The organism is Amycolatopsis sp. NPDC031561 (assembly GCF_055580625.1).
Genome location: NZ_JBVILA010000001.1, coordinates 464497 through 490141, shown reverse-complemented (window position 1 = coordinate 490141; position 25645 = coordinate 464497). Strand labels below are relative to the sequence as shown.

The following is a 25645-nucleotide window of genomic DNA, read 5'->3' as shown; positions in this document are numbered from 1 at the left end:
GTGTTCCTTCTTTTCTGCCCCTCCCCCCCTCCCCCCCCGGGGGGGGGGGTTTGGGGGGGGGGGGGGGGGGGGGAAACCCCCCCCCCCCCCCCCCCCCCCCCCCCCCCACCCCCCACCTTTGCCACTCCCGAGCACGCATCGCCCAAACGAGTGAGAAGTTGTTGCGCCGCAAGGACGGATCGCTCATCCCCGGCATCGAGGAGATCCGCCGCGACAGCCGCCGGGACCGCGTAGCCATCCGATCCCGGTGGACGCAGCACACCATGCAGAGCCGGAACCCGGATCACCACGTTGGGCGCCGCGCTGTCCAGCCGAAGGCGCCGTGACCGCGCGAGCTCGTCGAACCGGGCGGCGTCGACATAGAACTCCTCGTCCGCACTGCCCGCCATCAGATCGGCACCGTAGTGCCCGGCCGCGACAGGACCACTGACGACGGCATGAGGGTCTTCCCGTAGTCGTGCCAGCGGCCCGGGCAGCATCCGCACGCGGTGCACACGCGCGCGGCCGGAGAGCAAGCGCGGCCAGTGAACGGGCTCGCGTTCCCGTGCGTAGCGTTTGAGCCGGACCCGTTCCGACGGCGAGATCCACTGCGGATGATGGCCACTCAGCGACCACAGGAATCCCCAGGCCATCCGCGCGGAAAGCGGCCTGCCGGCCACGGGTTTCACCACGCTCTTCCGATGCTCGACCGACCGCGCGTCGACCAGCAGTTCGCGACCGATCCGGATCGCGTCCAGCCTGCCACCGTGCACGAGTTCACGGACGCGCTCTCGCGAAATGTCCAGAACTCGCGCGGCCCGCGCGACCGGGAGCAGATCGGCCGAGTCAGCCATGTCCACTCCCTTCGCCTGTCGATCGGTTCACCACCAGTTTACACAAACCCCCCTTAGTCATGGGCATTTGTGTAAACAGCACTTACTAGACCGGTCGTCATACTTTGGCTACAGTCGGCCGCATGGTCCGCCGCACCGACACCCGGCAGCGCATGCTCGATTCCGCCGCCGAGCTCTTCCACCAGCAGGGTTACCACGCCACCGGTCTCAACCAGCTCGTCGCCGCCGTCGGCGCGCCCAAGGGATCGCTCTACTTCCACTTCCCCGGCGGCAAGGAGCAGCTGGCCGCCGAGGCCATCCGCCAGTCCGCCGAGCGCCTCTGCGACACGTTGCGCGCGATCGTCGTGAGCTCACCCGACGTCATCACCGGCGTCGAGAACGTCGTCGAGGCGCTGGCGACCTCGTTGGAGGAGTCGGATTTCCAGCGCGGGTGTCCACTCGCGACGGTCGCGCTCGACGCGTCGGGTGACAGCGAGGCGATCCGCCAGGCCTGCGCCGACGGCTACACCTCCTGGCACACCCTCATCTCCGAAGCGCTGAACCAGCTGGACACCGACAAGGCGGATCACCTGGCGACAGTCGTCCTCGCCGCCGTCGAGGGCGCGTTGCTGCTGGCCAAGACGTTGCACGACACCGCGCCGCTGCGCGCGATCGCCCCTCACCTCCGCACCACACTCGAACGGGAGCTGTCCTGATGCGCGTCCACCACCTCAACTGCGGGACCATGCGGCCGGTCGGCGGCAAACTCGTCGACGGCAGGCCGGGGCTGTTCCGCCGCGCGGAACTGGTCTGCCATTGCCTTCTGCTGGAGACCGAAACCGGGCTCGTGCTCATCGAGACCGGCGTCGGCACCCCGACCGTCACCCGGCCCGTCGAATGGCTCGGCGCCGGGTTCGTCCGGCTGGTCCACCCCGACAGCGACGACGACCTCAGCGCCACCACGCAGATCCGCAAGCTCGGTTTCGACCCCGCCGACGTGCGCGACATCGTGCTGACCCACCTCGACCTCGATCACGCGGGCGGGCTCGTCGACTTCCCGCGGGCACGGGTCCATGTCCACGCCCGGGAGCTCCAGGCGCTGGAGAAGCCGGTCGACCGCAAGGAGGCGAGCCGCTACCGGAAGGTCCAGTTCGACCACGGCCCGATCTGGCGGTCGTACCGCGCCGACGGCGAGCCGTGGTTCGGTTTCGACGCCGTCCGCGAGCTCGAAGGGGTCCCGGACGTCCTGATCATCCCTCTCGCCGGGCACACCCGCGGGCACGCCGGGATCGCGGTCGACACCGGGGACGGCTGGCTCCTCAACGCGGGCGACGCCGTCTTCCACGGCGGCGAGCTGGAGCGAAAGCCTCACATCCCCTTCGCGCTGGGCTTCTTCGAGTCGTACATGCAGACGGAGAAAACGGCACGACTGGACAACCAGCGCCGGCTGCGCGAACTTGTCAGTAACAACGGTGACGAGGTGACGGTCTTCGCCGCGCACGACGCCACCGCATTCGCACGGCTCAGCCAGAGGAGCAGGCTATGAAGGTCCACCACCTGAACTGCGGCACGATGCGCCCGGCGGGAGGCAAGTTCCTCGACGGCCAGCCCGGACTGCTGCGCCGCGCCGAACTGGTGGCGCACTGCCTGCTCATCGAGACCGGCGACGGGCTCGTGCTGGTGGACACGGGCTTCGGCCGTCAGGGGGTGGCCCGGCCGGGTGCCTGGCTCGGCACGCCGTTCACGGTGATGGTCGGCGCGAAGCCGGTCGAGACGGAGACGGCGGCCCACCACGTCGAAGCGCTCGGTCACAAGCTGGAGGACGTGCGGCACATCGTCTGCACGCACCTCGACGTCGACCACGCCGGCGGGCTCGCGGACTTCCCGAACGCGGTCGTGCACGTCCGCACCGCGGAGCACGACGCGGCGACGTCACCGTCCAGCCAGAGCGAGAAGCTCCGGTTCCGTGCCAACCAGTTCGCCCACCGTCCACTGTGGAGCAAGTACGACGAGGCCGGGGACGACTGGTACGGCTTCCAGGCCGTCCGCGAACTCAAGGGCCTGCCGCCGGAGATCCTGCTGGTACCGCTCGCGGGGCACACCAAGGGCCACACCGGGGTGGCGGTCGACACCGGCGACGGCTGGCTGCTGCACGCGGGCGACGCGTACTTCTTCCACGGTCAGATGGATCCGGTGAAGCCGCACTGCACACCGGGGATGACCGTCTTCCAGAACATGGTGCAGACCCTGCGCAAGCCGCGGTTGGAGAACGTCGAGCGGCTGCGCGAGCTGAGCCGAGAACACGCCGACGAGATCACCGTGTTCTCGGCCCACAGCCCGGTCGAATACCAGTCGCTCAGCCGCGGGTAACGAGGTCAGCCGACCGGCGGCTCGATGGGCTGCCGGTCCTCCTCGCTGTGCGTCGCCCGCATGACCAGCCAGTTGATCCCCCACAGCACGATGCCGACGCCGAGCAGGATCGCGGCGACCTTGTAGTCACGGGCGGGCCGCCCGGACAACGGGGTCACCAGGTAGAGACAGAAGATCGCGGCCAGCACCGGGATGACGGTCGGCGCGCGGAAATGCTTGTGCGCCGACTTCTCCTTGCGCAGCACCAGGACCGCGACGTTGACGATGGCGAACACCGCCAGCAGCAGCAACGCCGTCGTACCGCCGAGCACACTGATGTCCACAAAGGACACCAGGCCGATGGCGATGACGCTGGTGAACACGATCGCCACCCACGGGCTGCGGCGGAACGGGTGCACCGTGCCCAGCTGCTTCGGGATGATCCGCTGGTTCGCCATGCCGTAGAGCAGGCGGCTGGCCATCAGCATGTTGATCAGCGCCGAGTTGATGACCGCGAAGAGACCGATCGCGGAGAAGACCTCGCGCGGGAATCCGGGGGCGCCGACGTCGAGCACCTTCAGCAGCGCGCTGCTCTTGGCGGCCTCCAGTTCGTCGGCGGGCACCAGCAGCGAAGAGGTCACGGAGACCAGGATGTAGATGGTCGCGGCGATGACCATGCCCCACAGCATCGCCTTCGGGAAGATCCGGATCGGGTCCTTGCACTCCTCGGCCATGTTCACCGAGTCCTCGAAGCCGACCATCGCGAAGAACGCCAGCGACGTCGCCGAGGTGATCGCCACCAGCATCGTCTGGTTCTCGGTGTCGAACTCGACCAGTCGCGAAGCGTCCCCGTTGCCGTTCAGCACCGCCCACACGCCGACGCCGATGATGATCAGCAGACCGCCGATCTCGATGCAGGTCAGCACCACGTTGGTCTTCACCGATTCGGAGACCCCGCGGAAGTTGATCAGCGCGAGCCCGATCACGAACAGGATCGCCACCAGCGGCATCGGCGCGGTGATGAACTCGGCGAGATAGGTGTCACCGAAGGCCTTCGCCGCGGACGAAGCCGACGTGATCCCCGAGCACATCACCGCGAACGCCACCATGAAGGTGAGGAAGCGGATCTTGAACGCTTTGTGCGTGTAGAGCGCGGCACCCGCCGCCTGCGGGTACTTGCCGACCAGTTCCAGGTAGCTGAACGCGGTCATGATCGCGACCACGAACGCGATCAGGAACGGCAGCCACAACGCGCCGCCGACCCGGCCCGCGACCTGTCCGGTGAGCGCGTAGACGCCCGTCCCGATGATGTCCCCCACCACGAAGAACAGCAGGAGCTTGGAACCCATGACCCGTTTGAGGCTCGGCTGACCGGTCGGCCCGGCCTCTTCTGATGTCGTCGTGTCCGCCATGCGGCAAGAGTGTGCCGTATCACGTCTGTGGCCGACAGTCCGATTTGGTCAGTTCTTCGTCACGGGTTGGCGAAGCGGGCTTTTGGGTAATCCGGTCAGTTGGCGTCGACCGCGGTCTTCACCAGCGGGACCATCATCTCCTGCGTCATCTTCATCGGCCCGGTGTAGTTGACCAGCACCGGAACGTCGTTCACGAGTTCGGCGGCCGCCAGCGTCGCGGTCTTGTTCTCGTCGGTGTAGTAGACGGCGCCCTCGCCGACACCGGCGACGTCCTTCGCGCCCGGCTTCGCCTTCTTCAGCGCGGCGACCATCTCGGCGGGCTTGATCGGGTTCTTCTCGAAGCGGGTCACCGCGAGCGCGCCGATCTGCTTGCCGGCGGCCGAGTAGACACAGCTCTTGGCCTTGCCACCGTTCGCGGCGTTGTCCTGAACCGGGCCCGGCGCCGACGTCACGCCCTGGACGGAGATCGCCTTCCCGACGGCTTCGGCGGGCAGCAGCGCGCACGGTTCCTTCGCGCCGGCGCCACCGGTGGGAGCGGCCGAGGAACTCGGGGCGGTGGACGGAGCGGGGGCCTGGCTCGACGGCTTGGCCGCGTTGTCCGGCTTTTCGTCCCCGGAAGAACAGGCGGAAAGGGTCGCGATGACAGCGGCGAATCCGGCGATCGCCCGTGAAATACGCATGGATCCGACGATAGCCCCGGCGAATCAGTCCATCGGGGCCCGGTACCGCCAGAAGGACGGGATCAGCAGCGCCGCGGCGACGACCAGCACGATGACCAGGACCCCGCCGCCGGAGGCCGCGGCGGCCGTGCCGACACCGGCGGCGGCCCAGCCGTGGGTGAGGTCGGCGATGCGCGGACCGCCCGCGACGACGACGGTGAACACGCCCTGCAGCCGTCCGCGCATCTCGTCGGTGGTGGCGACCTGGAGGATCGACATCCGGTAGATCGCGCTGACCATGTCGGCGGCCCCGGCGAGCGCCATGAAGAAGACCGCGAGCCACAGCGAATTCGCGAGACCGAAACCGACGATCGCGCCGCCCCAGACGCAGACCGAGACGATCACGCCGACGCCCTGCTTCTGGATCCTCGTCAGCCAGCCGGAGAAGAGACCGATCAGCATCGCGCCCGCCGGGAGCGCGGCGTAGAGCCAGCCCAGTGCCGGGCCGCCGCCGGGCGGGTCGCCGAAGGTGCGCTCGGCCATCTCCGGGATCAGCGCGCGCGGCATGCCTGCCACCATCGCGATGATGTCGACGAGGAAGGAGGCCAGCAGGATCTTCTGTTTCGCCAGGTACTTGAAGCCGTCGATGATGTCGCGGATCCCGGCGCGGCGCGCGATCTCGCCGAGGGGCGGGATCGGTGGCAGTTTCCAGACCGCGATGAGGGTCAGGGTCAGCGCGACGACGTCGATCAGGTAGAGCGTCGAGAGGCCGAGGATCGGGATCAGCGAACCCGCGAGCAGCGGTCCGAAGACCGCGCCGAAGGTGGACATCGTGCTGCTCAGCGCGGTCGCGGGCGCGATCAGGTTGTCCGGGACCAGCCGGGCGACGACGGCGCCGCGGGTCGGCATGTTGATCGCGAAGAACGCCTGGTTGACCGCGAGCAGCGCGAGCACGAGCCAGACGGAGCCAAGGTTCAGGAACGCCTGGAGCCACAGGACCGCCGAGGTAACGGTGACCCCGACGTTGGTGACGAGCAGGAGTTTGCGACGGTCGACGGCGTCGGCGATGGCGCCGCCCCAGAGACCGAAGACGAGCAACGGGATCAGGGCGACCAGGCCGGTCAGACCGACGTAGGCCGACGATCCGGTGAGGTCGAAGACCTGCTTGGGGACCGCGACGGCGGTGAGCTGGCTGCCGACGGCCGTGACCGCGGTGGACAGCCAGAGGCGGCGGAACGCGGGGATCTTGAGCGGCCGGGTGTCCACGACGATCGAGCCGAACAGCTTGCGGACACCTTTACGCTGCTCAGCCCCCACATCGTTACTCACAACCCGACAGCTTAGCCGCGCTAACTAACCAAATGCGCGCGATTTATGTCACCCGCGCGCGTGAAGGCCCCCTTCCCTCGGCTGAGCCGAGGGAAGGGGGCCTTCACGCGCGTTGAGCTACGGCGCTACGCGCTCGATCTGCCAGCCGTCGTCGGTGCGGACGTAACGGAGCCGGTCGTGCATGCGGTCCTCGCGGCCTTGCCAGAACTCGACGACGTCGGGCCGGATGCGCCAGCCGCCCCAGTGCGGCGGGAACGGGATCTTCTCGACGTCGGCGAAGCGGCGCTCGATGCCGTGAAGCGCGGTCTCGAGGGCGCGGCGGCCGTCGACGACGCGGGACTGCGGCGAAGCCCAGGCGCCGAGCTGCGAGCCTCGCGGGCGGGAAGCCCAGTACTCGGCGGTCTCGGCGACGTTGACCTTCTCGACCTCTCCGCGCACGTGGACCTGACGCTGCAGGGCGTACCACGGGAAGGTGATCGACGCGTAGCGCGTCGCGGTGAGGTCGTGGCTCTTCGTCGACGTGTAGTTCGTGTAGAACACGACGCCGCGTTCGTCGAGGCCCTTGCACAGGACTGTCCGGGAGGACGGCCTGCCCTCCGGGTCGGCCGTGGCGAGCACCATCGCGTTCGGTTCGGCGACCCCGGCGGAAACGGCCTGGTTCAGCCAGTCCTGCAGCTGAGCGGTCCAGGTTTCCGCCAGCGCGGACTCGTCGAACGCGGCCCCTTCGTAGGCCACGCGCATTCCGGGCAGGCGCACGACGGCGTCACCGTCCACGCCATCCTTGATCTCCGGCATCATCCGCCAAACCTCCGCACCCGGTCAGGGCATCTGTGACTTCGGCTTTGCCGCCGACGGTATTGCCTAGAAGGCGGCGGCGAAACCCACTGAACGGTGACACCCGCCACCCCCGGTTGATCATCTGTGCGTAACCGCCGGACCGCAAGCCGTTACCTCCCGGTTACCTGCCGGTCCCTGATCGATCAAGGGCTCATGAGTGGCAAGGACGGTTCTAAGCGTCCTTGCCACTCACGAGCCCTTGAATTCACGAAAACTTATTATTCGAAAATCGGCGACCCTTCGACAATTCCCGCGTCGCCCTTTTCCTGATTTCGAACAATTGATTACGACATTCGGCCCATCGTCCGTCTCGCCACCCCGATGGCGCGCCTAATTCTGTCAAACGATAGAAATTACCCTCACGACACATACCCGCGAGTTGTGCCAAGCCTCCCGATCGCGAGACGCGGCGAAGGCCGCCCTCGGGAGGGTCGAAATCCCGAAACCGGCCTTCGCTTCTTCTGTCTCGCCCTGTCAGTTCGTGACAGTGAACTCCGCGCGAACAATCCATCCCCAACAGTCGTACGACGCCGTGTACCGGCCCGGCACCGTCCCCACCGGACCGTCGCCCCGCAACGCGACACCGATGCCACCGGTGCCGCCGTCCCCCACCACCCGCAGGGGAATCGGCGCGGCGAGACCGTCCGCGACGAGGGTCTTCGCGAGCTCGCCGGCACCGGACGGGCGCAGGCAATAGATGTCCGCGGTCACCATCCCACCTGCGACGATGGCGTTGGGACTCAAGACAAGACTGGACGGTCTGGTCGCGTTCGCCTGTCCCGCTCCGACCATCGTGGACACGATCGCCGCCCCCGCGACGCACAACGCGGCCGAACGAAATTTCATCTTCTGCTCCCTCCAGGAGACGGGCGGAGATTTCACCCGTCACCCGATGGACGCGCCTCCGGCGGCACCGGGTTGCCCACCGGCCGAGACGCCGCCCGTTGGGGCGAACGCCCCTGATTTAGCAGAATGTGACAGCAAATCGTGCAAGAGCTGATGATCACACTAGGTAGACCTTGCGCCACTCGATAGGATCGCCGCCGAGAGCAACGGGGTGATCACCTCTATCCAGTGTGTTCAGAGGTTTGGATGGGACGGCCGGGTGTGCGGCTGCTCCATCCGCTATTGCCGGCCGGGCTTCCGCGAGGGAGTTCGACGTCGGTCGATCACCCCTGCGCTCGAGCCGCCGGAACTTTCTACGACCTTGTTACTCCCCTTCCCCAGGAGTGCGTTGTGATTTCCCGTTCCCGCCGTGTCATGACGGCGTTGTTGTGTGCCCTTTCGCTGGCTGGCGTGACGGCCCTTTCGGCCTGTTCCGACAGCACGGCCGCTTCCGGCACCAAGGTCACCATCGGCTACAGCGCTTGGCCGGGCTGGTTCCCGTGGGCCGTCGCCCAGGAGAAGGGCCTCTTCGAGAAGAACGGCGTGAGCGTCGACCTGAAGTGGTTCGACAGCTACACCGAAAGCATCAACGCACTCTCCTCGGGCGCGATCGACGCGAACAGCCAGACCCTGAACGACACCCTCGCCTCCGTCAGTGGTGGCGCGAAGCTGTCGGTGGTCCTGGTCAACGACAACTCGACAGGCAACGACAAGATCATCGCCCGCCAGGGGATCACCGGCGTCGCCGACCTCAAGGGCAAGAAGATCGCCGTCGAGCAGGGCACCGTCGACCACTACCTCCTGCTGCTCGCGCTGCAGGAAGCGAAACTGACCGAAAAGGACGTCCAGCTGGTCCCGCTGCTGACCGACGCCGCCGCGGCCGCGTTCGTCGGCGAGCAGGTCGACGCGGTCGCCGCCTTCGCCCCCTTCACCTCGAAGGCGCTCGAGCGCCCCGGCAGCCGCGCGATCGCGACGTCCGCCGAGTTCCCCGGTGCCATCCCTGACCACCTCGTCGTCTCCGAGCAGATGTCCAAGGAGCGCAAGAAGGAGGTCCAGGCGCTGGTGACCACCTGGTTCCAGACGATCGACTGGATCAAGCAGAACCGGGACGAGGCCGTGCAGATCATGGCCAAACGCGGCGCGGTGTCGATCGACGAGTACAAGAGCTACGACGCGGGCACCACGATCTTCACCAAGCAGCAGAACCTCGACGCGTTCACCCCGGGCGTCACCCCCGCCCACCTGAACTTCCAGGCAGGCAAGATCGCCGACTTCATCATCTCCAACGGGCTCGCCCAGAACCGGCCCAGCTTCGACGGGCTGTTCGACGACCAGTACGTCAAGGCGGTGAAGTGAGCACCACGGATTCGGCCCGTCAGGCCACTCAGCGGACGGACGCCGCTGACGAGGCCGAGGCGCGCCGACTCGACGATGAGCAGCGGCTCGCCGAAGCGCAGGAAGGCCGTCTCCGGGATGGCAAGCGACCGGACTGGTCGCCGCTGCCGCGCCGGGCGGGCCTCAAGCCGAACGCCTCCCCGTTGTTCTCGCTCCGGACACCGATCCCCGCGCGCTGGCGGTGGACGCTGGCGGTGGCCTCGTTCGCGATCCCGCTGCTGATCTGGGTGACGCTGAACGCGCTGGGCACCATCAAGCCCACGTTCCTGCCGACCCCGGTCGCGGTGTTCGACGCGCTGCTCAAGATGATCGAGTCCGGCGAACTGTTCAGCGACCTCTGGGCCACCACCCAGCGGGTCCTGCTCGGCTTCGGGCTCGCGGTGCTCGTCTCGATCCCGCTCGGCATCGTGATGGGGACGTTCAACGCGGGACTGGCGCTGTTCGAGCCGGTCATCGCGATGCTGCGCTACCTGCCGGCGAGCGCGTTCATCCCGCTGCTGATGATCTGGCTCGGTCTCGGCGAGCCGTCGAAGGTCGCGGTCCTGTTCCTCGGCACGGTCTTCTTCAACACGCTGATGACGGCCGACGCCGTCCGCGGGGTGCCGCGTTCGCTGATCGACGTGTCCTACACACTCGGCGCGCGGCGCGGCGAGGTCCTGCGCAAGGTGATCGTCCCGCACGCGCTGCCCGGTATGATCGACGCGACCCGCGTCAACGCCGCGGCCGCGTGGAACTTCGTGGTGGTCGCCGAACTGATCAACGCCACCGCCGGTCTCGGCCTGCGGATCATGCGGGCGCAGCGGTTCACCCAGACCGACCGGATCTTCGCGCTGCTGATCGTGATCGGCCTGCTCGGACTGGTCATCGACATCGCGTTGCGGCAGCTGCGGACGCGTGTCGGGAAGTGGGCGGTATGACGCTCCAGCTGAAGGCCGTCGCCAAGGACTACACCGTCCGCGGCAAGACCACCCGGGCGCTCGACGGGATCGATCTCGACATCGCGCGCGGCGACTTCGTGTGCGTGGTCGGCGCGAGCGGGTCCGGCAAGTCGACGCTGCTCTCGCTGATCGCCGGGCTGGCCGAACCGTCCGAGGGCCTGATCACCCTCGACGGCGACGCGGTGACCGGGCCCGGCCCGGATCGCGGGCTGGTGTTCCAGCACGGGGCGCTGTACCCGTGGCGTCCGGTGGAGAGCAACGTCGCGTTCGGACTCGAACTGCTGAACCTCGACAAGGCCGAGCGAGCGCGCCGAGTCGACTGGTATCTCGAAGAGACCGGGCTCGACGGGTTGCGGAAGTCGTTGCCCAAACAGCTTTCCGGCGGGCAGAAGCAGCGGGTCGCGATCGCGCGGGCACTGGTGTGCGAACCCGAAGTCCTGTTGCTGGACGAACCTTTCGGCGCGCTGGACGTCCAGACCAAAGAAGACATGCAGGTCCTGATCCGCCGGATCTGGACCGACACCGGCACCACCGTGCTGATGGTGACCCACGACGTCGAAGAGGCAGTGTTCCTCGGAAGACGCGTCGTGGTGCTGGCCTCGGACCCGGGCCGTGTGGCCGCGGACATCGTGGTCGACCTGCCCGGTGAACGCGACCTCGCGGTCAAACGCGCGCCGGAGTTCCTCGCGTTGCGCGCGTCCATCGAAGATCTCGTCCGGGAGCAGCACCGCGGGCACCTCGGACGAAGCTGAGAAGAAAGGTGATCATGAGGCACGGGAAGACCCGGCCGGAACGCACCCCGCGTTCCGGGTTACTCGGCAGACTCGGCATCCGGGGCAAGCTCAACCTGCTCCTGATGTTGCCGCTGACCGCCGTGGTCCTGGTGTCGGTGCCTTACGTCGCCGGGGAGATCGACGACGCCCGGTCCGCCCGAACCACCGCCGACGTCGCGTCGCAGGCACGCGCCCTCGGCACGCTGGCGTGGGAGCTGCAGCGGGAACGGCTGCTGACGGCGCACTACATCGCGTCGTCGACGGCCAGCAGCGGGGCCATGCAGAAGCAGCAGGGCGTCGTCGCGGACACGGTGAACCGGGTGCGTTCGCAGCTGAGCGCCGACGCGCCCGAGGAACTCGCGGCCGCCCTGGTGCGGATCGGGTCACTGAACGAGATCCGGGAGAACGCGCTCCGGCGCGGTGCCTCGCTGGACAGCGTGGCGCGGACGTACCACGCGGTGATCGACTCGGTCATCAACTCGCTCCGCCTCGTCCCGCAGCAGACCAGTGACGCGGAGGGCACCCGGCAGCTGACCGCGCTCGACGCGCTGCTGCGCGCGAACGAGGAGAACTCGCTGCGCGGGATGGCGCTGATCATCGTGCTGATCACCCCGGATTCGGGTGAGCCGGTGCTGGACGACGCGAAGCAACAGGCGTCGCTGTTCCTCGAACGGTTCGTGCAGCAGGCCGACGTCACCCAGGCGACGCAGGTCGTCTCGGTGGAGCAGGGCGAGACGGGCCGCCGGGTCGACGCGCTGGAGACCAGGCTTCCGGACACCCGGGGGCAACAGGCCGTGCAGGCCTTGCTGCCGGACATCCTCGGCGCCGTCGAGGCCCAGTCGAACCAGCGACGGCTCGCCCAGGACACGGTCACCACCGGCATCACCGACGCGGCGACCGCGCGAGCGGACGCCGCGCAGAACCTGGCGTGGACGATCGGTGTCGGCGCCGGGGTGCTGTTCCTGCTGGTCGGTGGTCTCGCGATCGCGGTCAGCCGGTCGATCGCGGATCCGCTGCGGAAGCTGACCACGGCGGCGACGTCGGTCGCGGACCTCGCGAGTACCGAACTGGTCCGCGTGACCGACACCGAGCAGGCCGAAGAACTCGCGCCGCGGCTCGCCACCATCGACGTGTCCTCCCAGGACGAACTCGGCAAACTGGCCGAGGCGTTCAACCGGGTGCAGGCCACCGCGGCCGAACTGGTGGAACGGCAGGCCGTCACGCGGCGCAACGTCGGCCTGATGTTCGCCAACGTCGCGAAGCGGACGCAGAACCTGGTGGGCAGGCAGCTGGCGCTGGTCGACGAACTGGAGCGCAACGAGCAGGACGTCGCCCTGCTGGCGAGTCTCTACCGGCTCGACCACCTCTCCACCCGTCTGCGCCGGAACGCGGACAACCTGCTCGTCGTTTCGGGAAACCGCGACGAGGCAAGGATTTCCGGGCCGATCGAGCTGTCGACCGCGCTGCGTTCGGCGCTCGCGGAGATCGAGGACTACCAGCGGGTCCGGCTGGGCTCGATGGGCGACGTCCTGCTGTCGTCGCCGTTCGGTTCGGATCTGGTGCTGATCTTCGCCGAGCTGCTGGAGAACGCGACGTCGTTCTCCCCGCCGGAGTCCTTTGTGGACGTCGGCACGAAGATCCTGCCCGACGGCTCCTGCCTGATCGTGATCGTGGACCAGGGCATCGGCATGACCGCCGAACGGCTCGCCGAGGAGAACCGGCGGCTGGTCGAGCGCGAGCGGCTCGAACTGGCGCCGACCAGTGTGCTCGGGCTGTTCGTGGTCGGGCGGCTCGCGCGGCGGCACGGGCTCAAGGTCGAGCTGACCGAGACCGAGCCGGGAGCGGGCATCACCGCGCGCATCGCCGTCCCGCCGAATCTGCTGACCTACCGGCAGCCCGTGCAGAAGGCCGTTCCGCCGCCGGCGTGGCCGACGACGGAACCGGGCGACGAGCCCGCCCCGCCGCGGTCCCAGCCCAAGTCCCAGCCGCGGGCCAAGGCGTCCGGGCGCGAACTGCCCACACTGGCGATCGCCGGAATGATCCCGCGCGACGGCCAGCCCCCCAAGGACTTCCGGTGGTTCCGCAAGACCGACCGGGAAATCCCGGAGCCGACGCCGATGCCGGAACCCACCCCGTTGCCCGTACCGATGCCCGTTTACGAGCCTCCCGCGCCGGCACCGGTCGCCGATTCCGGGGAGACCCGCGGCGGATTGCGGCGGCGGGTCAAGGGCGCGCAGCTTCCCGGTGCCCCCGAAGCACCGTCGCGACAGAAGTCAAGGCATGATCCAGAAGCGGCGAAAGCGGCCTTCGACGGTTTCGAGGCAGGACTCGCGAAGGCCACCGGGGGGCCAGCAGAATCGGTACCGCCGCAAGCCCCGCCACCGCCGGTGAGCCCACCGGCGGGCAACCCGATGCCCATGCCCATGCCGACCCCGACGCCCGTGCCCGCCGCCTCCCGCGGCGGTCTCACCCGCCGGGTCCCCGGTGCCCAGCTGGCGCCGGGCCTGTCGAAAGGACCGGCCGCGCGCCACCAGACCGCGCGGGCCGCCCTGAACACCGCCAAGCCCAAGGGCATGCGTGACCCCGAGGCCGAACGTGCCGCGTTCGACGCCTTCAGTGACGGGTTGGAGAAAGCCGTCAACCCGGAGATGGAACAGAGAGAGAAGAGCAAGAGATGACGACCGGAGTCAGCGTCGAAGCCCGGAACTTCAACTGGTTGGTGACGCGCTTCGCACAGAACACGGCGAGCGCGATGGGCGCGATCGCCGTCTCGGCCGATGGCCTGCTGATCGCGATGTCGTCCGAGCTGGAACGCGCCAACGCCGACCGGCTGGCCGCGATCTGCTCGGCGATGCTCGGCTTGGCCCACGGTGTCTCGGAGAGCCACCCGCTCGGTTCGCCCGACAAGATCATCATCGAGCTGGAGCAGGGCTACCTGCTGGTCTGCACGATCAGCATCGGCTGCTCGCTCGGCGTGCTCGCCACCAAGCAGGCCAGCCTCGGCACGATCGCCTACGAGATGGCGATGTTCGCCAACCGGGCCACCGAGGTGCTCACCCCCGCGCTGATCGAGGAACTCAAGAAGAGCGTCGGCAGCTGAAATGACGAGGGGATAAGGGAATGAGCGACGATCAGGTACCTCGGCCCCGCGGCGGCGATCAGGGAATCTCGCCGCTGCGCCCGTATCTGCTCACCGCCGGCCGTGCGCAGCCGGTGGACGGCACGCTCGAAATCGAAGCGCAGGTGCTCACCAGCAGGCTCGGCGCGGCGTCGCAGGCGAGGCTGACCTTCGAACGACGGGAGATCGTTTCCCTTTGCCGGGACACGAAATCCGTCGCCGAAGTGGCGGCGATGCTCGGCCTGCACATCGGCGTGGCCAGGGTGCTCGTGGCGGATCTCGCCGCGCTCGGCTACGTGGTGCTCCGGCGCCCGGCCGGAGCCCTCACCCAGGACCTCGGCATGATCGAAAGGGTCATTCGTGGACTCGAAGCAATTCGCTGAACCGGCGGCGGTCAAGCCGCCGACACCGGTCAAGATCGTCATCGCGGGCGGATTCGGCGTCGGCAAGACGACCACCGTCGGGGCGATCTCGGAGATCAAACCGCTGACCACCGAGGCCGCCATGACCTCGGCCGGCGCGGCCGTCGACGGCACGAGCGGGGAGGTGCCGTCGAAGACCACCACCACGGTGGCGCTGGACTTCGGCTGCCTCACCATCGACGACGAGGTGAAGCTGTACCTCTTCGGCACGCCGGGGCAGGACCGGTTCGGCTTCATGTGGCACGACCTCGTGCTGGGCGCGCTGGGCGCACTCGTCATCGTCGACACCCGGCGGCTCGACGACTGCTATCCGGCCGTCGACTACTTCGAGAAGGCCGGTTTGCCTTTCGTGGTCGGGGTGAACGTCTTCGACGGTTCCCTCAAGCACGACCTCGAAGACGTGCGCTGGGCGCTCGCGGTGAGCGAGGACGTCCCGCTGATCACCTTCGACGCGCGGCAGCGGCTGTCGGTCCGGGACGCACTGCTGGCCGTCCTGCACAACACCTTCCGCCGGGCGTCCACCGCCTCCTGACGCGTTTAGTCCTCTAGTTGCGGTCTATGTATACGCATAGACCGCAACTAGAGGACGAAACGCGGGGCGTCAGACGGGCCGGGTGATGGCGGCGAGCATCAGGGCCCGGAGTTCGGCGGCGACGTCGGCGACCGGTAACGGCGGCGTGTGTGCCTGCCACTCGCGCAGCAGTCCGGTCGCCGCGCCGACGAGCGCGATCGCGGTCAGGTGATAGTCGCGGTCCGGTGCGACGCCCGCCACGGCGGCGTGCCGGGCCTCCGACTCGATGAACGCGGCCCACCGGTCGACCCATTCCTGGTGCTGGGCCTCCAAAGCGGCGCTGACGCCGACCGCTTCGACGTAGTTCAGCCGCGGCATCCGGGGATCCGAGGTCACCGTGCTGACGAAGACGTCCAGCAGCGTCCCGATCCTGGTGACCGCGTCCGCGTCCTCCAGCCGTTCCAGGATCCCGGTGACGTGCTCCAGCGCGAGGGCGTTGATGCGCTCGTGCAGGGTCAGCAGCACCTTCTCCTTGCTCTCGAACTCCTCGTAGAAGTTCCGCGTCGAGACGCCGGCGCGCGTGCACAACTCGGTGATCTTCGCCTGCTGGTAGCCCGTCGAAGTGAACAGGTCCAGGGCCGCCACGAGCAGGCGTTCACGCCGTTCGGCGCGCCGTTGCTCGGGTGCGACCCCGCCGTACGTGCGGGCCACTCGACCTCCCCCGATTCGGTAATAGGGATTGCCAGATGCTACCAACACCGCCTACATTGCGAAAATCTTAATTACCAAACTGGAGGCAACGGTGCTTCGGACAGTTCTGGTCTCAGCCCTCGCAGCCGCCCTGATCGGCGCGCCCGCCGCGCAAGCCGCGCCGAGCGCGCCAGGGGATCTGGTCGACTACCGGCCGGTGATCGCCACCGCCCCGGCGAAGGCCTGGAAACTCAACTACCGCTCGACCTCGGCGACCGGACAGCCCAACACGGTGTCGGGCATCTTGCTGGTCCCGCACACGCCGTGGACGAAGGGGCCGCGCCCGCTGGTCAGCTACGCCGTCGGCACCCACGGACTCGGCGACCGCTGCGCGCCGTCGACCCGGCTGACGAACGGGTCCGAGAACGAAGTCCTCCTGATGAGCCAAGCACTTTCGCGCGGCTGGGCGGTCGTCGTGACCGACTACGAAGGCCTCGGCACGCCGGGCACGCACACCTACGCCGTCGGCCAGTCCGAAGGCAGGGCCGTCCTCGACGCCGCCCGCGCCGCCTCCCGCGTCCCCGAAGCGGGCCTGTCCAAGACCGGACCGGTCGGCGTTTTCGGTTACTCACAAGGAGGTCAGGCCGCGGCGTTCGCCGGCGAACTGCAGCCGTCCTACGCGCCCGACGTCAACCTGGTCGGCGTCGCGGAAGGCGGTGTCCCGGCGGATCTGAACGCGGTCCTGAAGTTCAACGACGGCGGCCCGGCGTTCGGGCTGGTCCTCGGCGCCGCTGTCGGCTACTCGACGGCGTACCCGGAACTGCCCTTCAACGACGTGCTCAACGCGAAGGGCGAGAGGGCCGTCGCGAAGGTCAAGGAAGCGTGCGTCGTCGAACTCGGCGCGGCGGCACCTTTCGCGCGGCTCAACGACTTCACGACCGTGCCGAACGTCCCGTCCGACCCGCGCTGGCAGGCCCGGCTGAGCGAGAACCAGGCGGGCAAGACCAAGCCGGGCGCGCCGGTCTACCTGTACCACGCGTCGCTGGACGAGCTGATCCCGCTTTCGGTCGGCAAGGGCCTGCGTGACCGCTACCGCGCCCTCGGCGCCGACGTCACCTGGCAGGAGTTCCCGCTGCTGGAACACATCGGCGGCGTCTCGGTGGGCGGGCCGGTCGCGATGACCTGGCTGGGCACCAAGTTCTGACGGGGAGTCGGGCTGAAGGGGCCCTTCGCCGCATGCGACGCGGCGAAGGGCCCTTTCGTCGCGTTGGACGCGGGGAAAGTCCCTTCAGCTCAGCGGCTTGAGCGCGGTCACGGCATCGGGCGCCAGCGACGTCATAAGTGTCCCACCGGCGGCGAGCGATGTCCGCGACCACCACTCACCGGAAGCTTCAGGAACCGAAGGACCGCCGACGACCAGATCGGTCGCCAGCACCCTGCGTCCGGCCAGATGTGCGAGACTGGAGTCCAAAGTGGAATCCCCGATCTCCAACGTCTGCCGCAACACCGGGACTTCACCGCGCGTCACGTGCTGAGTCGTCACCAGTGAACCAGGCCGCTCACCGGCCCTGCCGAGCACGAGCACCTCCCGCGTATGCAGGTAGGCATCGGCCGCCAGGGACGCCTTGAACACCGCGGAGTGCCGGGCCCGCGCGGTCACGACGGTCGGCTCCGGCAGGTACTCCAGCGACCCGCCGTCCTCGACGGAAACATCCACTTCGGACACACTGCCCTCGCCGTGCAGACCGGGAAGAGCGATGGTCGCTGCGACTCCGGAGAGCCGAAGCGAAGCACCGGCGCCGACGCGGATGGTCAGCTTCAGCTCATCGCCGCCGAGCGGCGACGTCGCCGAGTTGACCAAGTGCACGATCGCCGTCGCACCGGTGCCCCGTTTGGGAAGGAGCGTGAGCGGCGCCATCGAGCGCAGCTCACGCAGTACGGTCCGGCCGCCCTCGAAGCAGGCGGTCAGCCGCGCGTGCGCCTTCACCCCGCTCGGACCGGCAGCAATGAACGGACCCAGGCCGCGACGTCCGGCGCGTTCGGAGTGTCCACAAGAGACTGCGTGATGACCGGCAGCTCACCCCGCATCCGGTGCGCGTCCGACGTCATCACGTCCATGTCCGCGCCGACCAGATGCGCGATGTCGATCTTGTTGATCACCAGCAGGTCCGCGGTCGTCACGCCAGGACCGCCCTTGCGCGGCACCTTGTCGCCACCAGCGACGTCGACCACGAAGACCTGGCTGTCGGCGAGCCCCCGGCTGAACACCGCGGTGAGGTTGTCGCCGCCGCTTTCGATGATCACCAGGTCGAGCCCCGGGAAGCGCTCCTCCAGCAGTTCGACGGCGTCGAGGTTGGCGGTGATGTCGTCGCGGATCGCGGTATGCGGGCAAGCCCCGGTCTGCACGGCCTCGATCCGTTCCGGGTCGAGCACTCCGGCCTTGCGCAGGAAGTCGGCGTCCTCGGTGGTGTAGATGTCGTTGGTGACGACGGCGAGGTTCACCTCGTCGCCGAGCGCCCGGCACAGCGCCGCGGTGAGCGCGGTCTTCCCGCTGCCCACCGGCCCGCCGATGCCGATCCGGTACGCGCGTCCAGCGGTCGGTGCCTGGTCGTAGTGATCGGGTTCGGCGGCGGTCGGGTCGAAGTTGACCGGGTGGACGTGACCGTGTCCGTGGCCACGCTTTTCAATGTCACTGTCAGCTGGCAAAGAGACGCACCTCTTCCTTGTGATGCCGGGCGTGTGCCTCGGCGAACAGATCGAGCGCCGGAGACCCCGGCGCCGGAAGCTCGGCCGGGTCGTCCCCCGCGACCTCGGCCGCACGCAGGGAAACCTCCCGGACCTCGGCGGAAAGCCGTGCCACGACGGCGTTGACAGCGAACGGATCCAGCCCGAGCAGCCGGACGGCCGCGCTCGCCGGACCGCTGATCGCCAGATACGCGACCGCCATCGCCGCGTCGAAAGGCACTCTGATCAGCGCACCGACGATCACCGGATGATGCGGCCGCGGGGTTTCCTTCAGCAGTTGGGAAAGCACCGTCGACGGCCACGCCGCCTTGCCCGCCCTCGCCGTTCCTCGCCCTTGCGCCCGGGACGCCTCCCGCTGCGCGAGCGACGGTGTCCGGGCGTCGAGTTCGAGGTCGAGCCGCCGCCAATGTCCACTCTGGACATTCCGGGCGGCCGCGTGCGCAGACGCCGCGGCGAACACGGCGGCCAGCGACCCCGCAGTCCGCAACCGCCCGGAGAGGAATCCCGGCAGGTCGCGTTCGTGAGTGATCAGCTTGCGGGCGACGGCTTCTTCGAGACCGCCGGAATGGACGTGGCCACCCCCGGGAAACCGGGAGTCGGCCAAAATGAGCGCGGCGAGGTCCATCAAAACAAGAAATACCTTTGCGCCATCGGCAGTTCCGTCACCGGTTGCGGCTCGATCAGCTCACCGTCGACGTGCACGGCGAAACTGTCCGGCTCCACCCGGATGTCCGGCGTGGCGTCGTTGAGCACCATGTCGGCCTTGCCTCGGGAGCGGGTGTTCGAGACCGGCACCAGTGTCCGCGAGATGCCGAACCGTTCGGCCACTTCGTTGTCGATCGCTTCCTGCGCCACGAAATGGAAACTGCTCGCGGACGCGACCGTCGGGGCCGCGCCGAACATCGGCCGGGCCAGCACCGGCTGCGGTGTCGGGATGGACGCGTTCGCGTCGCCCATCGCCGCCCACGCCGGGAAGCCGCCTTTCAGCACGACATGCGGCCGGACGCCGAAGAACTTCGGCTCCCACAGCACGAGATCCGCGAGTTTCCCGATCTCGACCGAACCGATCTCGCGTTCCATCCCGTGCGCGATCGCGGGGTTGATCGTGTATTTGGCGACATAGCGACGAGCCCGCAGATTGTCGGCGGCGCCGTCACCGGGCAGTGCGCCGCGCCGCCGCTTCATCACGTGCGCGGTCTGCCAGGTCCGGATGATCACCTCGCCGATCCGGCCCATCGCCTGGGAATCCGAGCTCATCATGGAGATCGCGCCGAGATCGTGGAGGACGTCCTCGGCCGCGATCGTCGTCGGCCGGATGCGGCTTTCGGCGAACGCCAGATCCTCGGGCACGGACGGGTTCAGGTGGTGGCAGACGACGAGCATGTCGAGGTGCTCGTCGAGGGTGTTCGCGGTGTGCGGGCGCGTCGGGTTCGTCGACGACGGCAGGATGTTGGGCAGCCCGGCGACCTGGATGATGTCCGGCGCGTGCCCGCCGCCCGCGCCTTCGGTGTGGTACGCGTTGATCGAACGGCCCCGGATGGCGTCCACAGTGGACTCCAGGAAACCCGCCTCGTTCAGGGTGTCGGTGTGGATCGCCACCTGGACACCGGATTCGTCGGCCACGGTGAGGCAGGCGTCGATCGCGGCCGGGGTGCTCCCCCAGTCCTCGTGCAGTTTGAACCCGCCCGCGCCGGCGGCGAGCTGTTCGCGCAGCGCCTCGTGCCGGACGGTGTTCCCCTTGCCCAGCAACAGGACGTTGACCGGCTGGCCGTCCATCGCCTGCAGCATCCGGCCGAGGTTCCACGCGCCGGGCGTGACCGTGGTCGCCTTGCTGCCCTCGACCGGCCCGGTCCCGCCGCCGACCAGCGTCGTCAGCCCGGACGCCAGCGCGGTATCGGTCAGCTGGGGGCAGATGAAGTGGACGTGACAGTCGATCCCGCCCGCGGTGAGGATCTTCCCGTTGCCGGACAACACCTCCGTCGACGGCCCGACGACCAGCGCCGGATCCACACCGTCCATCGTGTCCGGGTTGCCCGCCTTGCCGATCCCGACGATACGGCCGTCCCGGACCCCGACGTCGGCCTTGATGATCCCCCAGTGATCCAGGATCACCGCGCCGGTGATGATCAGATCGGGCGCTCCTTCGGCCCTGGTCGCCATTCCCTGGCCCATGGATTCGCGGATCACCTTGCCACCGCCGAACAGCACCTCGTCCCCGCTGCCGGACGGCCCCATGCTGCGGTCTTCGGTGACCTCGATCAGCAGGTCCGTGTCCGCGAGGCGGATCCGGTCCCCGGTCGTCGGGCCGAAGAGTTCGGCGTAACGCTCGCGGTCGATCGACGGCATCAGGATTCCTTCCGCAGGCCGGGCACGAGCCGGTTCCCGACCAGCGGAACGAGGTCGACTTCCCGTTCGACGCCCGGTTCGAACCGCACGGACGTTCCCGCGGGCACGTCGAGACGATGCCCGCGCGCGGCTTCGCGATCGAATTCGAGGCCCGGATTGACCGCCGCGAAATGGTAGTGCGAACCGACCTGGACGGGCCGGTCGCCGAGGTTCCGCACGAGCAGCCGGATCCGCGGCCTGCCGGGATTCAGTTCGACCGGTTCCGCGCCGGTGATGATCTCTCCTGGGCGCACCCGTCCCCCTTCTAGACGATCGGGTCGTGCACGGTGACGAGCTTCGTACCGTCCGGGAAAGTGGCTTCGACCTGGACGGAATCGACCATTTCCGGCACCCCGTCCAGCACTTGTGCCCGGGAGAGCACCGACCGGCCGCCGGCGACGAGTTCGCTCACCGTCCGCCCGTCCCTGGCGCCTTCGAGAACGTGGTCGGTGATCAGCGCCACCGCCTCGGGGTAGTTCAGGATGACCCCGCGTTCCAGGCGTTTGCGCGCTACGTCCGCCGCGACGTGGATGAGCAGTTTGTCCCGCTCCTGGGGGCTCAGGTGCATGAGAAAGGTCTATCACCGGAAACCGTCCCGCGCCGGTTCTCGAAACACAGGATTTACCTCGGCGTCCGGTACACGCAAAGTGAACGTCGCCGTAACTCTTCGCGTACGAAGGCCGTTTTCACTGAATCGTTCTCGTAATCGTGACCGAAACCACCACATCTTTCGATTGCCCCTGGCCCCGACGTGGAGCAAGGTTTGTCCATCCGTGCGATGAGGCGCGCCTTCGCTGCGTGTATCCCGTCCACGCGTGAAACACAAAGCCGGGGAATGCGCATCGAAAGGTTTCACCACAGTGAGTGCCTCCACGATCAGCACCAATCAGCCGTCCGACCAGGTCGACGACGGTTTCCGACCGGGCCTCGAAGGCGTTGTCGCCTTCCGGACCGAAATCGCCGAGCCCGACCGTGACGGTGGCGCCCTGCGCTATCGCGGTGTCGACATCGAGGATCTCGCCGGCAAGGTGACCTTCGGTGACGTCTGGGGTCTTCTCGTCGACAGCCGGTTCGGCCACGGGCTACCGCCCGCCGAACCGTTCCCGCTGCCGGTGCACACCGGTGACGTCCGGGTCGACGTCCAGGCCGCGCTGGCCATGCTCGCCCCCATCTGGGGCTACCGGCCGCTGCTCGACATCACCGACGAAGAGGCCCGCGACCAGCTGGCCCGCGCTTCGGTGATGGCGCTTTCCTACGTCGCCCAGTCCGCTCGCGGCATCGGGCAGCCCGCCGTCCCGCAGACCCGGGTCGACGAGGCGAAGTCGATCACCGAGCGGTTCATGGTCCGCTGGCGGGGCGAGCCCGACCCGGCCCACGTCAAGGCCATCGACGCCTACTGGGTCTCGGCCGCCGAGCACGGTCTCAACGCCTCGACCTTCACCGCCCGCGTCATCGCCTCGACCGGCGCCGACGTCGCCGCGGCGCTGTCGGGCGCGATCGGCGCCATGTCCGGCCCGCTGCACGGCGGCGCGCCGGCGCGGGTGCTGCCGATGATCGAAGAGGTCGAGAAGACCGGTGACGCGGCCGGCCTGGTCAAGGGCATCCTGGACCGCAAGGAACGGATGATGGGCTTCGGGCACCGCGTTTACCGCGCGGAGGACCCGCGGGCGCGCGTGCTGCGCCGCACCTGCCAGGAACTCGGCGCGTCACGCTACGAGGCGGCCGCCGAGCTGGAGCAGGTGGCGCTGAAGGAGCTGCGCGAGCGGCGTCCGGATCACCCGATCGAGACCAACGTCGAGTTCTGGGCGGCCGTGATCCTGGACTTCGCCCAGGTACCGCCGCACATGATGCCCGCGATGTTCAGCTCGGCCCGCACCGCAGGCTGGGCCGCCCACATCCTGGAGCAGAAGAAGACCGGCCGCCTCGTGCGCCCGTCGGCCAAGTACGTCGGGCCGGAGCCGCGCAAGCCGGAAGACGTCGAAGGCTGGGACCTGGTCGCGAAGCAGGCCTAGCGCGGCATGTCATGAAAGGGGCTTTCAGGACGTTTCTTGTCCTGAAAGCCCCTTTCATGACATCTGCGGGACCGAAGAATCGTGCTGAGCGGTAGTGGCGAGCATGGCCGTCAGCTGATCGACCAGCCAGCCGTCGAGCACCTCGCGCGGCACGGAGCGCTCCTGCAGCCAGCTCAGCAGGGCGCCCTCGACGACAGCGGTCCAGCACCGCAAAGTCAGCAGGAGCATGGGCGAGGGCTCCGGCACCACCAACGCGTCGAGGATGAGCTCGACGGCACGGTTGCGGACCTCGTCGATCGCCGCGTCCGTCTCCGAGGTCGCGATCACCGAACCGCTGCGCAACAGGGCGACGTAGCCCGCGCGGTAGTGGTCGGCGACGTCGATCAGCCCGCGGACGGCGGCCCGCAGTCGCGTTTCGGGCGGGCCTTCCTCGAGTCCGGCCAGGCCGTCTATGAGCCCTTCGGTGACCGTCTTCAGCGCCTCGACCTGTAGTTCCCGCAGGCTCGAGAAGTACCGGTAGAACAACGGCCTCGAGACCTCGGCGCGGGCGATGATGTCGTCGACCGTGACGAGTTCGGGCGCGCGCGAACCGAACAGGTCCAGCGCGGCGCGGATCAGATCCTCGCGGCGCGCCTGGGGCGACATCCGGCGAGGCCGTCTGGCGGATGTCACGGGGTGATGTCCAGTTTCGCCGCGGCCCGCAGCAGTCCGGGGGTGAGCCGGGAGAGGACGAGCGCGGCCTTGGCCTCCGGGGTCGACGGCTGGATCGCCTTGTCCTTCTCGACGGCGCGCAGGATGTCGCGCGCGACCTTCTCCGGGCCGAAGCCGCGTTTCGCGTACAGCTTGCTGCTCGACTTCTGGCGCCGCTTCTGTTCGACGTCGTCGACGCCGACGAACCGCGTGGTGCTGGTGATGTTGGTGTTCACGATGCCGGGGCAGATCGCGGTGACGCCGATGTTCTCGGCGGCGAGTTCGGCACGCAGGCACACGCTCAGCGTCAGCACGGCGGATTTCGTGGTGGCGTAGGCGGAAAGGATCTTCGACGGCAGGTACGCGGCGGCCGAGGCGACGTTGACGATCTGGCCGCCTTCGGCCCGGTCCCGCATCTGCTCGGCGAAGACGCGGCAGCCGTGGATGACGCCCCACAGGTTCACGTCGATGAGGCGTTCCCAGTCCTTGACGGTCGTGTCGAGGAACGGGCCCGACAGGCCGATCCCCGCGTTGTTCACGACGATGTCCGGGACGCCGAACTCCTCCTTGACCTGCTGGGCGAACTTCTCGACCGCTTCGGCGTCGGAGGAGTCCACTGTGTACTCGCCGACGGTGACACCCTTGTCCCGCAGGAGTTTCGCGGTGTCCGCGGCCGCCGAGCCGTTGATGTCGGTGATGACGAGGTCGGCCCCCTTGTCCGCGAACGCGAGCGCCGTCGCGCGGCCGATCCCGCTGCCCGCGCCGGTGACCACGACGAGCTTGTGCGCGAAGCCGCCTTCTCGGGCTTGCTTGAGCGCGCGGCTCTCCTCGCCGCCTTCGACGTGGTCGATCAGCTCGGCGGTGGCCGTCGCGATCACCTGCGGCTTTTCGCGGACCACCCAGTGCGTACCGGCGATCCGGCGGACGCGCAGATCCGGCGCCCAGCGCTCGATCTCGGTCTGCAGCGGCGTGGTGACGAACTTGTCGCCGGTGGGCGCGAGCACCTGCACCGGGATCTCGGCGTTACGCGGCTTCGGCCGGGAGAGGCGCGTGAACATGTTGGCGCGGTAGAGGTTGAGCCCGTAGAGGCCGTCCGAAGTGGAGGGTGCGGCCGCCGCCGGGTCCATGCGGCCGATGAGCGCGCCCATCGCGCCGGTGCGCCACAGCAGCTGCGGGATCAAGGGAAGCTGGAAGCCGAGAATGTACGTCGAGTGCGTGCCCTGCGCGAGCGCGTTCTTGAGCCGCCTCGGATTCGGGCGCATCTGCGCGCGGAACCACGCGCCGGCGTGGTCGAGGCTCGGCCCGGAGATCGACGTGAACGACGCGAGCCGTCCGCGCAGCCTGTCACCGGTGACGGAATGCCAGGTCTGGATGGAGCCCCAGTCGTGGGCGAGCAGGTGGACCTTGCCCTCGGGCTGGACCTCGTCGACGACCGAGGCGAGGTCATCGGACAACTGGTCCAGCTTGTAGGACTTGCGTCCCGAAGGCTTGTCCGAGCGGCCCGCGCCGCGGACGTCGTAGACGACGACCCGGAAACGGCGTTCCAGCAGGGCGGCGACGCCGTCCCACATGGAGCCGTTGTCCGGATAACCGTGGACGAGCACCACCGTGGGCGCGTCGTCGACACCGGTCACCCGGACCGAGAGGCGGACACCGTCGCTGGCCGTCACCCACGTATGAGAC

26 protein-coding genes are annotated in these 25645 nt (G+C 68.5%); 12 read left to right on the top strand and 14 right to left on the bottom strand.

What is annotated here, in order from left to right; genetic code table 11:
* Positions 1-955: 955 nt before the first annotated feature.
* The 3 genes from ACZ5IK_RS02375 to ACZ5IK_RS02365 are packed head-to-tail and all read left to right on the top strand — an operon-like array spanning position 956 to position 3182.
* Positions 956-1528 carry a TetR/AcrR family transcriptional regulator gene (locus tag ACZ5IK_RS02375; protein ID WP_465486205.1) on the top strand — a complete coding sequence of 191 codons (573 nt, stop codon included), beginning with the start codon at positions 956-958 and terminating at the stop codon, positions 1526-1528.
* On the top strand, positions 1528-2358 hold the full coding sequence (locus ACZ5IK_RS02370; RefSeq protein ID WP_465486204.1) for an MBL fold metallo-hydrolase: 831 nt from the start codon (positions 1528-1530) through the stop codon (positions 2356-2358). The genes ACZ5IK_RS02375 and ACZ5IK_RS02370 overlap by 1 nt, the downstream gene beginning before the upstream one ends.
* Entirely contained in the window at positions 2355-3182 is an 828-nt protein-coding gene (locus ACZ5IK_RS02365) for an MBL fold metallo-hydrolase (protein WP_465486203.1), read from the top strand. Before ACZ5IK_RS02370 ends, ACZ5IK_RS02365 begins: the two co-directional genes overlap by 4 nt.
* 5 nt (positions 3183-3187) lie before the next feature.
* Here ACZ5IK_RS02365 and ACZ5IK_RS02360 read toward each other — a convergent pair whose 3' ends face one another.
* The 5 genes from ACZ5IK_RS02360 to ACZ5IK_RS02340 all read right to left on the bottom strand — a co-directional run bounded on the left by ACZ5IK_RS02360 (position 3188) and on the right by ACZ5IK_RS02340 (position 8244).
* Positions 3188-4573: an APC family permease gene (locus tag ACZ5IK_RS02360; protein ID WP_465486202.1), complete on the bottom strand. Its 1386-nt coding sequence runs from the start codon at positions 4571-4573 to the stop codon at positions 3188-3190.
* Positions 4574-4668: 95 nt separating this feature from the next.
* Positions 4669-5253 (bottom strand): DUF3558 domain-containing protein, encoded by a 585-nt coding sequence (locus ACZ5IK_RS02355; RefSeq protein ID WP_465486201.1) that lies wholly within the window; start codon positions 5251-5253, stop codon positions 4669-4671.
* Positions 5254-5277: 24 nt separating this feature from the next.
* Positions 5278-6561: an MFS transporter gene (locus ACZ5IK_RS02350; RefSeq protein WP_465486200.1), complete on the bottom strand. Its 1284-nt coding sequence runs from the start codon at positions 6559-6561 to the stop codon at positions 5278-5280.
* A gap of 117 nt (positions 6562-6678) precedes the next feature.
* On the bottom strand, positions 6679-7359 hold the full coding sequence (pdxH, locus tag ACZ5IK_RS02345; protein ID WP_101610812.1) for a pyridoxamine 5'-phosphate oxidase: 681 nt from the start codon (positions 7357-7359) through the stop codon (positions 6679-6681).
* Positions 7360-7872: 513 nt separating this feature from the next.
* A complete protein-coding gene (locus ACZ5IK_RS02340; RefSeq protein WP_465486199.1) occupies positions 7873-8244 on the bottom strand; it encodes a hypothetical protein in 372 nt (123 codons plus the stop codon).
* A gap of 390 nt (positions 8245-8634) precedes the next feature.
* Here ACZ5IK_RS02340 and ACZ5IK_RS02335 point away from each other — a divergent pair, with 390 nt between their 5' ends.
* Genes ACZ5IK_RS02335 through ACZ5IK_RS02305 form a run of 7 tightly spaced genes read left to right on the top strand, consistent with a single transcriptional unit; the run spans position 8635 to position 15461 of the window.
* A complete protein-coding gene (locus ACZ5IK_RS02335) occupies positions 8635-9639 on the top strand; it encodes an ABC transporter substrate-binding protein (protein ID WP_465486198.1) in 1005 nt (334 codons plus the stop codon).
* Entirely contained in the window at positions 9636-10595 is a 960-nt protein-coding gene (locus ACZ5IK_RS02330) for an ABC transporter permease (protein WP_465486197.1), read from the top strand. Before ACZ5IK_RS02335 ends, ACZ5IK_RS02330 begins: the two co-directional genes overlap by 4 nt.
* A complete protein-coding gene (locus tag ACZ5IK_RS02325) occupies positions 10592-11368 on the top strand; it encodes an ABC transporter ATP-binding protein (RefSeq protein WP_465486196.1) in 777 nt (258 codons plus the stop codon). Before ACZ5IK_RS02330 ends, ACZ5IK_RS02325 begins: the two co-directional genes overlap by 4 nt.
* A gap of 14 nt (positions 11369-11382) precedes the next feature.
* Positions 11383-14067: a sensor histidine kinase gene (locus ACZ5IK_RS02320; RefSeq protein WP_465486195.1), complete on the top strand. Its 2685-nt coding sequence runs from the start codon at positions 11383-11385 to the stop codon at positions 14065-14067.
* Positions 14064-14489, top strand: coding sequence for a roadblock/LC7 domain-containing protein (locus ACZ5IK_RS02315; protein ID WP_005156032.1), 426 nt, complete (start codon positions 14064-14066; stop codon positions 14487-14489). The genes ACZ5IK_RS02320 and ACZ5IK_RS02315 overlap by 4 nt, the downstream gene beginning before the upstream one ends.
* A gap of 20 nt (positions 14490-14509) precedes the next feature.
* A complete protein-coding gene (locus ACZ5IK_RS02310; RefSeq protein WP_101610818.1) occupies positions 14510-14890 on the top strand; it encodes a DUF742 domain-containing protein in 381 nt (126 codons plus the stop codon).
* A complete protein-coding gene (locus tag ACZ5IK_RS02305) occupies positions 14868-15461 on the top strand; it encodes a GTP-binding protein (protein WP_101610819.1) in 594 nt (197 codons plus the stop codon). The genes ACZ5IK_RS02310 and ACZ5IK_RS02305 overlap by 23 nt, the downstream gene beginning before the upstream one ends.
* Positions 15462-15530: 69 nt before the next feature.
* Here the strand turns inward: ACZ5IK_RS02305 and ACZ5IK_RS02300 are convergent, their stop codons facing one another.
* The gene (locus tag ACZ5IK_RS02300; protein ID WP_465486194.1) at positions 15531-16151 is read right to left on the bottom strand and encodes a TetR/AcrR family transcriptional regulator; all 621 of its coding nucleotides are present in this window, start codon (positions 16149-16151) and stop codon (positions 15531-15533) included.
* Positions 16152-16242: 91 nt separating this feature from the next.
* On the opposite strand from ACZ5IK_RS02300, the gene ACZ5IK_RS02295 reads away from it, so the two are divergent.
* Positions 16243-17334, top strand: a complete 1092-nt coding sequence (locus ACZ5IK_RS02295) for a lipase family protein (protein ID WP_465486193.1) — start codon at positions 16243-16245, stop codon at positions 17332-17334.
* Positions 17335-17418: 84 nt separating this feature from the next.
* Here the strand turns inward: ACZ5IK_RS02295 and ACZ5IK_RS02290 are convergent, their stop codons facing one another.
* From ACZ5IK_RS02290 to ACZ5IK_RS02265, 6 genes are read right to left on the bottom strand one after another with little or no spacing between them, the layout of a single operon-like run.
* Positions 17419-18117 carry an urease accessory protein UreD gene (locus ACZ5IK_RS02290; protein WP_465486192.1) on the bottom strand — a complete coding sequence of 233 codons (699 nt, stop codon included), beginning with the start codon at positions 18115-18117 and terminating at the stop codon, positions 17419-17421.
* Positions 18114-18818 carry an urease accessory protein UreG gene (ureG, locus tag ACZ5IK_RS02285; RefSeq protein WP_465486685.1) on the bottom strand — a complete coding sequence of 235 codons (705 nt, stop codon included), beginning with the start codon at positions 18816-18818 and terminating at the stop codon, positions 18114-18116. Before ureG ends, ACZ5IK_RS02290 begins: the two co-directional genes overlap by 4 nt.
* Before the next feature lie 7 nt (positions 18819-18825).
* The gene (locus ACZ5IK_RS02280) at positions 18826-19500 is read right to left on the bottom strand and encodes an urease accessory protein UreF (protein WP_465486191.1); all 675 of its coding nucleotides are present in this window, start codon (positions 19498-19500) and stop codon (positions 18826-18828) included.
* Complete coding sequence (locus tag ACZ5IK_RS02275; protein WP_465486190.1) at positions 19500-21221, bottom strand: urease subunit alpha; 1722 nt, start codon at positions 21219-21221, stop codon at positions 19500-19502. The genes ACZ5IK_RS02280 and ACZ5IK_RS02275 overlap by 1 nt, the downstream gene beginning before the upstream one ends.
* Positions 21221-21514, bottom strand: coding sequence for an urease subunit beta (locus ACZ5IK_RS02270; RefSeq protein ID WP_465486189.1), 294 nt, complete (start codon positions 21512-21514; stop codon positions 21221-21223). Before ACZ5IK_RS02270 ends, ACZ5IK_RS02275 begins: the two co-directional genes overlap by 1 nt.
* Before the next feature lie 11 nt (positions 21515-21525).
* Complete coding sequence (locus tag ACZ5IK_RS02265; RefSeq protein WP_465486188.1) at positions 21526-21828, bottom strand: urease subunit gamma; 303 nt, start codon at positions 21826-21828, stop codon at positions 21526-21528.
* 292 nt (positions 21829-22120) lie between these two features.
* Between ACZ5IK_RS02265 and ACZ5IK_RS02260 the strand changes: the two genes are divergently transcribed.
* Positions 22121-23272 carry a citrate synthase 2 gene (locus ACZ5IK_RS02260; RefSeq protein WP_410665671.1) on the top strand — a complete coding sequence of 384 codons (1152 nt, stop codon included), beginning with the start codon at positions 22121-22123 and terminating at the stop codon, positions 23270-23272.
* Between the two features lie 54 nt (positions 23273-23326).
* Here the strand turns inward: ACZ5IK_RS02260 and ACZ5IK_RS02255 are convergent, their stop codons facing one another.
* Positions 23327-23917, bottom strand: coding sequence for a TetR/AcrR family transcriptional regulator (locus ACZ5IK_RS02255; protein WP_465486187.1), 591 nt, complete (start codon positions 23915-23917; stop codon positions 23327-23329).
* A 23-nt stretch (positions 23918-23940) separates the two neighbouring features.
* Positions 23941-25632 (bottom strand): SDR family oxidoreductase, encoded by a 1692-nt coding sequence (locus ACZ5IK_RS02250; RefSeq protein WP_465486684.1) that lies wholly within the window; start codon positions 25630-25632, stop codon positions 23941-23943.
* Between the last annotated feature and the right edge of the window lie 13 nt (positions 25633-25645).

Excerpts from the sequence above, each read along its gene's own strand:
- ACZ5IK_RS02370 (WP_465486204.1), top strand. The coding sequence starts at position 1,528 with ATGCGCGTCCACCACCTCAACTGCGGGACCATGCGGCCGGTCGGCGGC.
- ACZ5IK_RS02310 (WP_101610818.1), top strand. The coding sequence starts at position 14,510 with ATGAGCGACGATCAGGTACCTCGGCCCCGCGGCGGCGATCAGGGAATC.
- ACZ5IK_RS02340 (WP_465486199.1), bottom strand. The coding sequence starts at position 8,244 with ATGAAATTTCGTTCGGCCGCGTTGTGCGTCGCGGGGGCGGCGATCGTG.
- ACZ5IK_RS02375 (WP_465486205.1), top strand. The coding sequence starts at position 956 with ATGGTCCGCCGCACCGACACCCGGCAGCGCATGCTCGATTCCGCCGCC.
- pdxH (WP_101610812.1), bottom strand. The coding sequence starts at position 7,359 with ATGATGCCGGAGATCAAGGATGGCGTGGACGGTGACGCCGTCGTGCGC.
- ACZ5IK_RS02320 (WP_465486195.1), top strand. The coding sequence starts at position 11,383 with ATGAGGCACGGGAAGACCCGGCCGGAACGCACCCCGCGTTCCGGGTTA.
- ACZ5IK_RS02365 (WP_465486203.1), top strand. The coding sequence starts at position 2,355 with ATGAAGGTCCACCACCTGAACTGCGGCACGATGCGCCCGGCGGGAGGC.
- ACZ5IK_RS02280 (WP_465486191.1), bottom strand. The coding sequence starts at position 19,500 with ATGGACCTCGCCGCGCTCATTTTGGCCGACTCCCGGTTTCCCGGGGGT.
- ACZ5IK_RS02275 (WP_465486190.1), bottom strand. The coding sequence starts at position 21,221 with ATGCCGTCGATCGACCGCGAGCGTTACGCCGAACTCTTCGGCCCGACG.
- ACZ5IK_RS02355 (WP_465486201.1), bottom strand. The coding sequence starts at position 5,253 with ATGCGTATTTCACGGGCGATCGCCGGATTCGCCGCTGTCATCGCGACC.
- ACZ5IK_RS02265 (WP_465486188.1), bottom strand. The coding sequence starts at position 21,828 with ATGCACCTGAGCCCCCAGGAGCGGGACAAACTGCTCATCCACGTCGCG.
- ACZ5IK_RS02325 (WP_465486196.1), top strand. The coding sequence starts at position 10,592 with ATGACGCTCCAGCTGAAGGCCGTCGCCAAGGACTACACCGTCCGCGGC.
- ACZ5IK_RS02255 (WP_465486187.1), bottom strand. The coding sequence starts at position 23,917 with ATGTCGCCCCAGGCGCGCCGCGAGGATCTGATCCGCGCCGCGCTGGAC.
- ACZ5IK_RS02315 (WP_005156032.1), top strand. The coding sequence starts at position 14,064 with ATGACGACCGGAGTCAGCGTCGAAGCCCGGAACTTCAACTGGTTGGTG.
- ACZ5IK_RS02360 (WP_465486202.1), bottom strand. The coding sequence starts at position 4,573 with ATGGCGGACACGACGACATCAGAAGAGGCCGGGCCGACCGGTCAGCCG.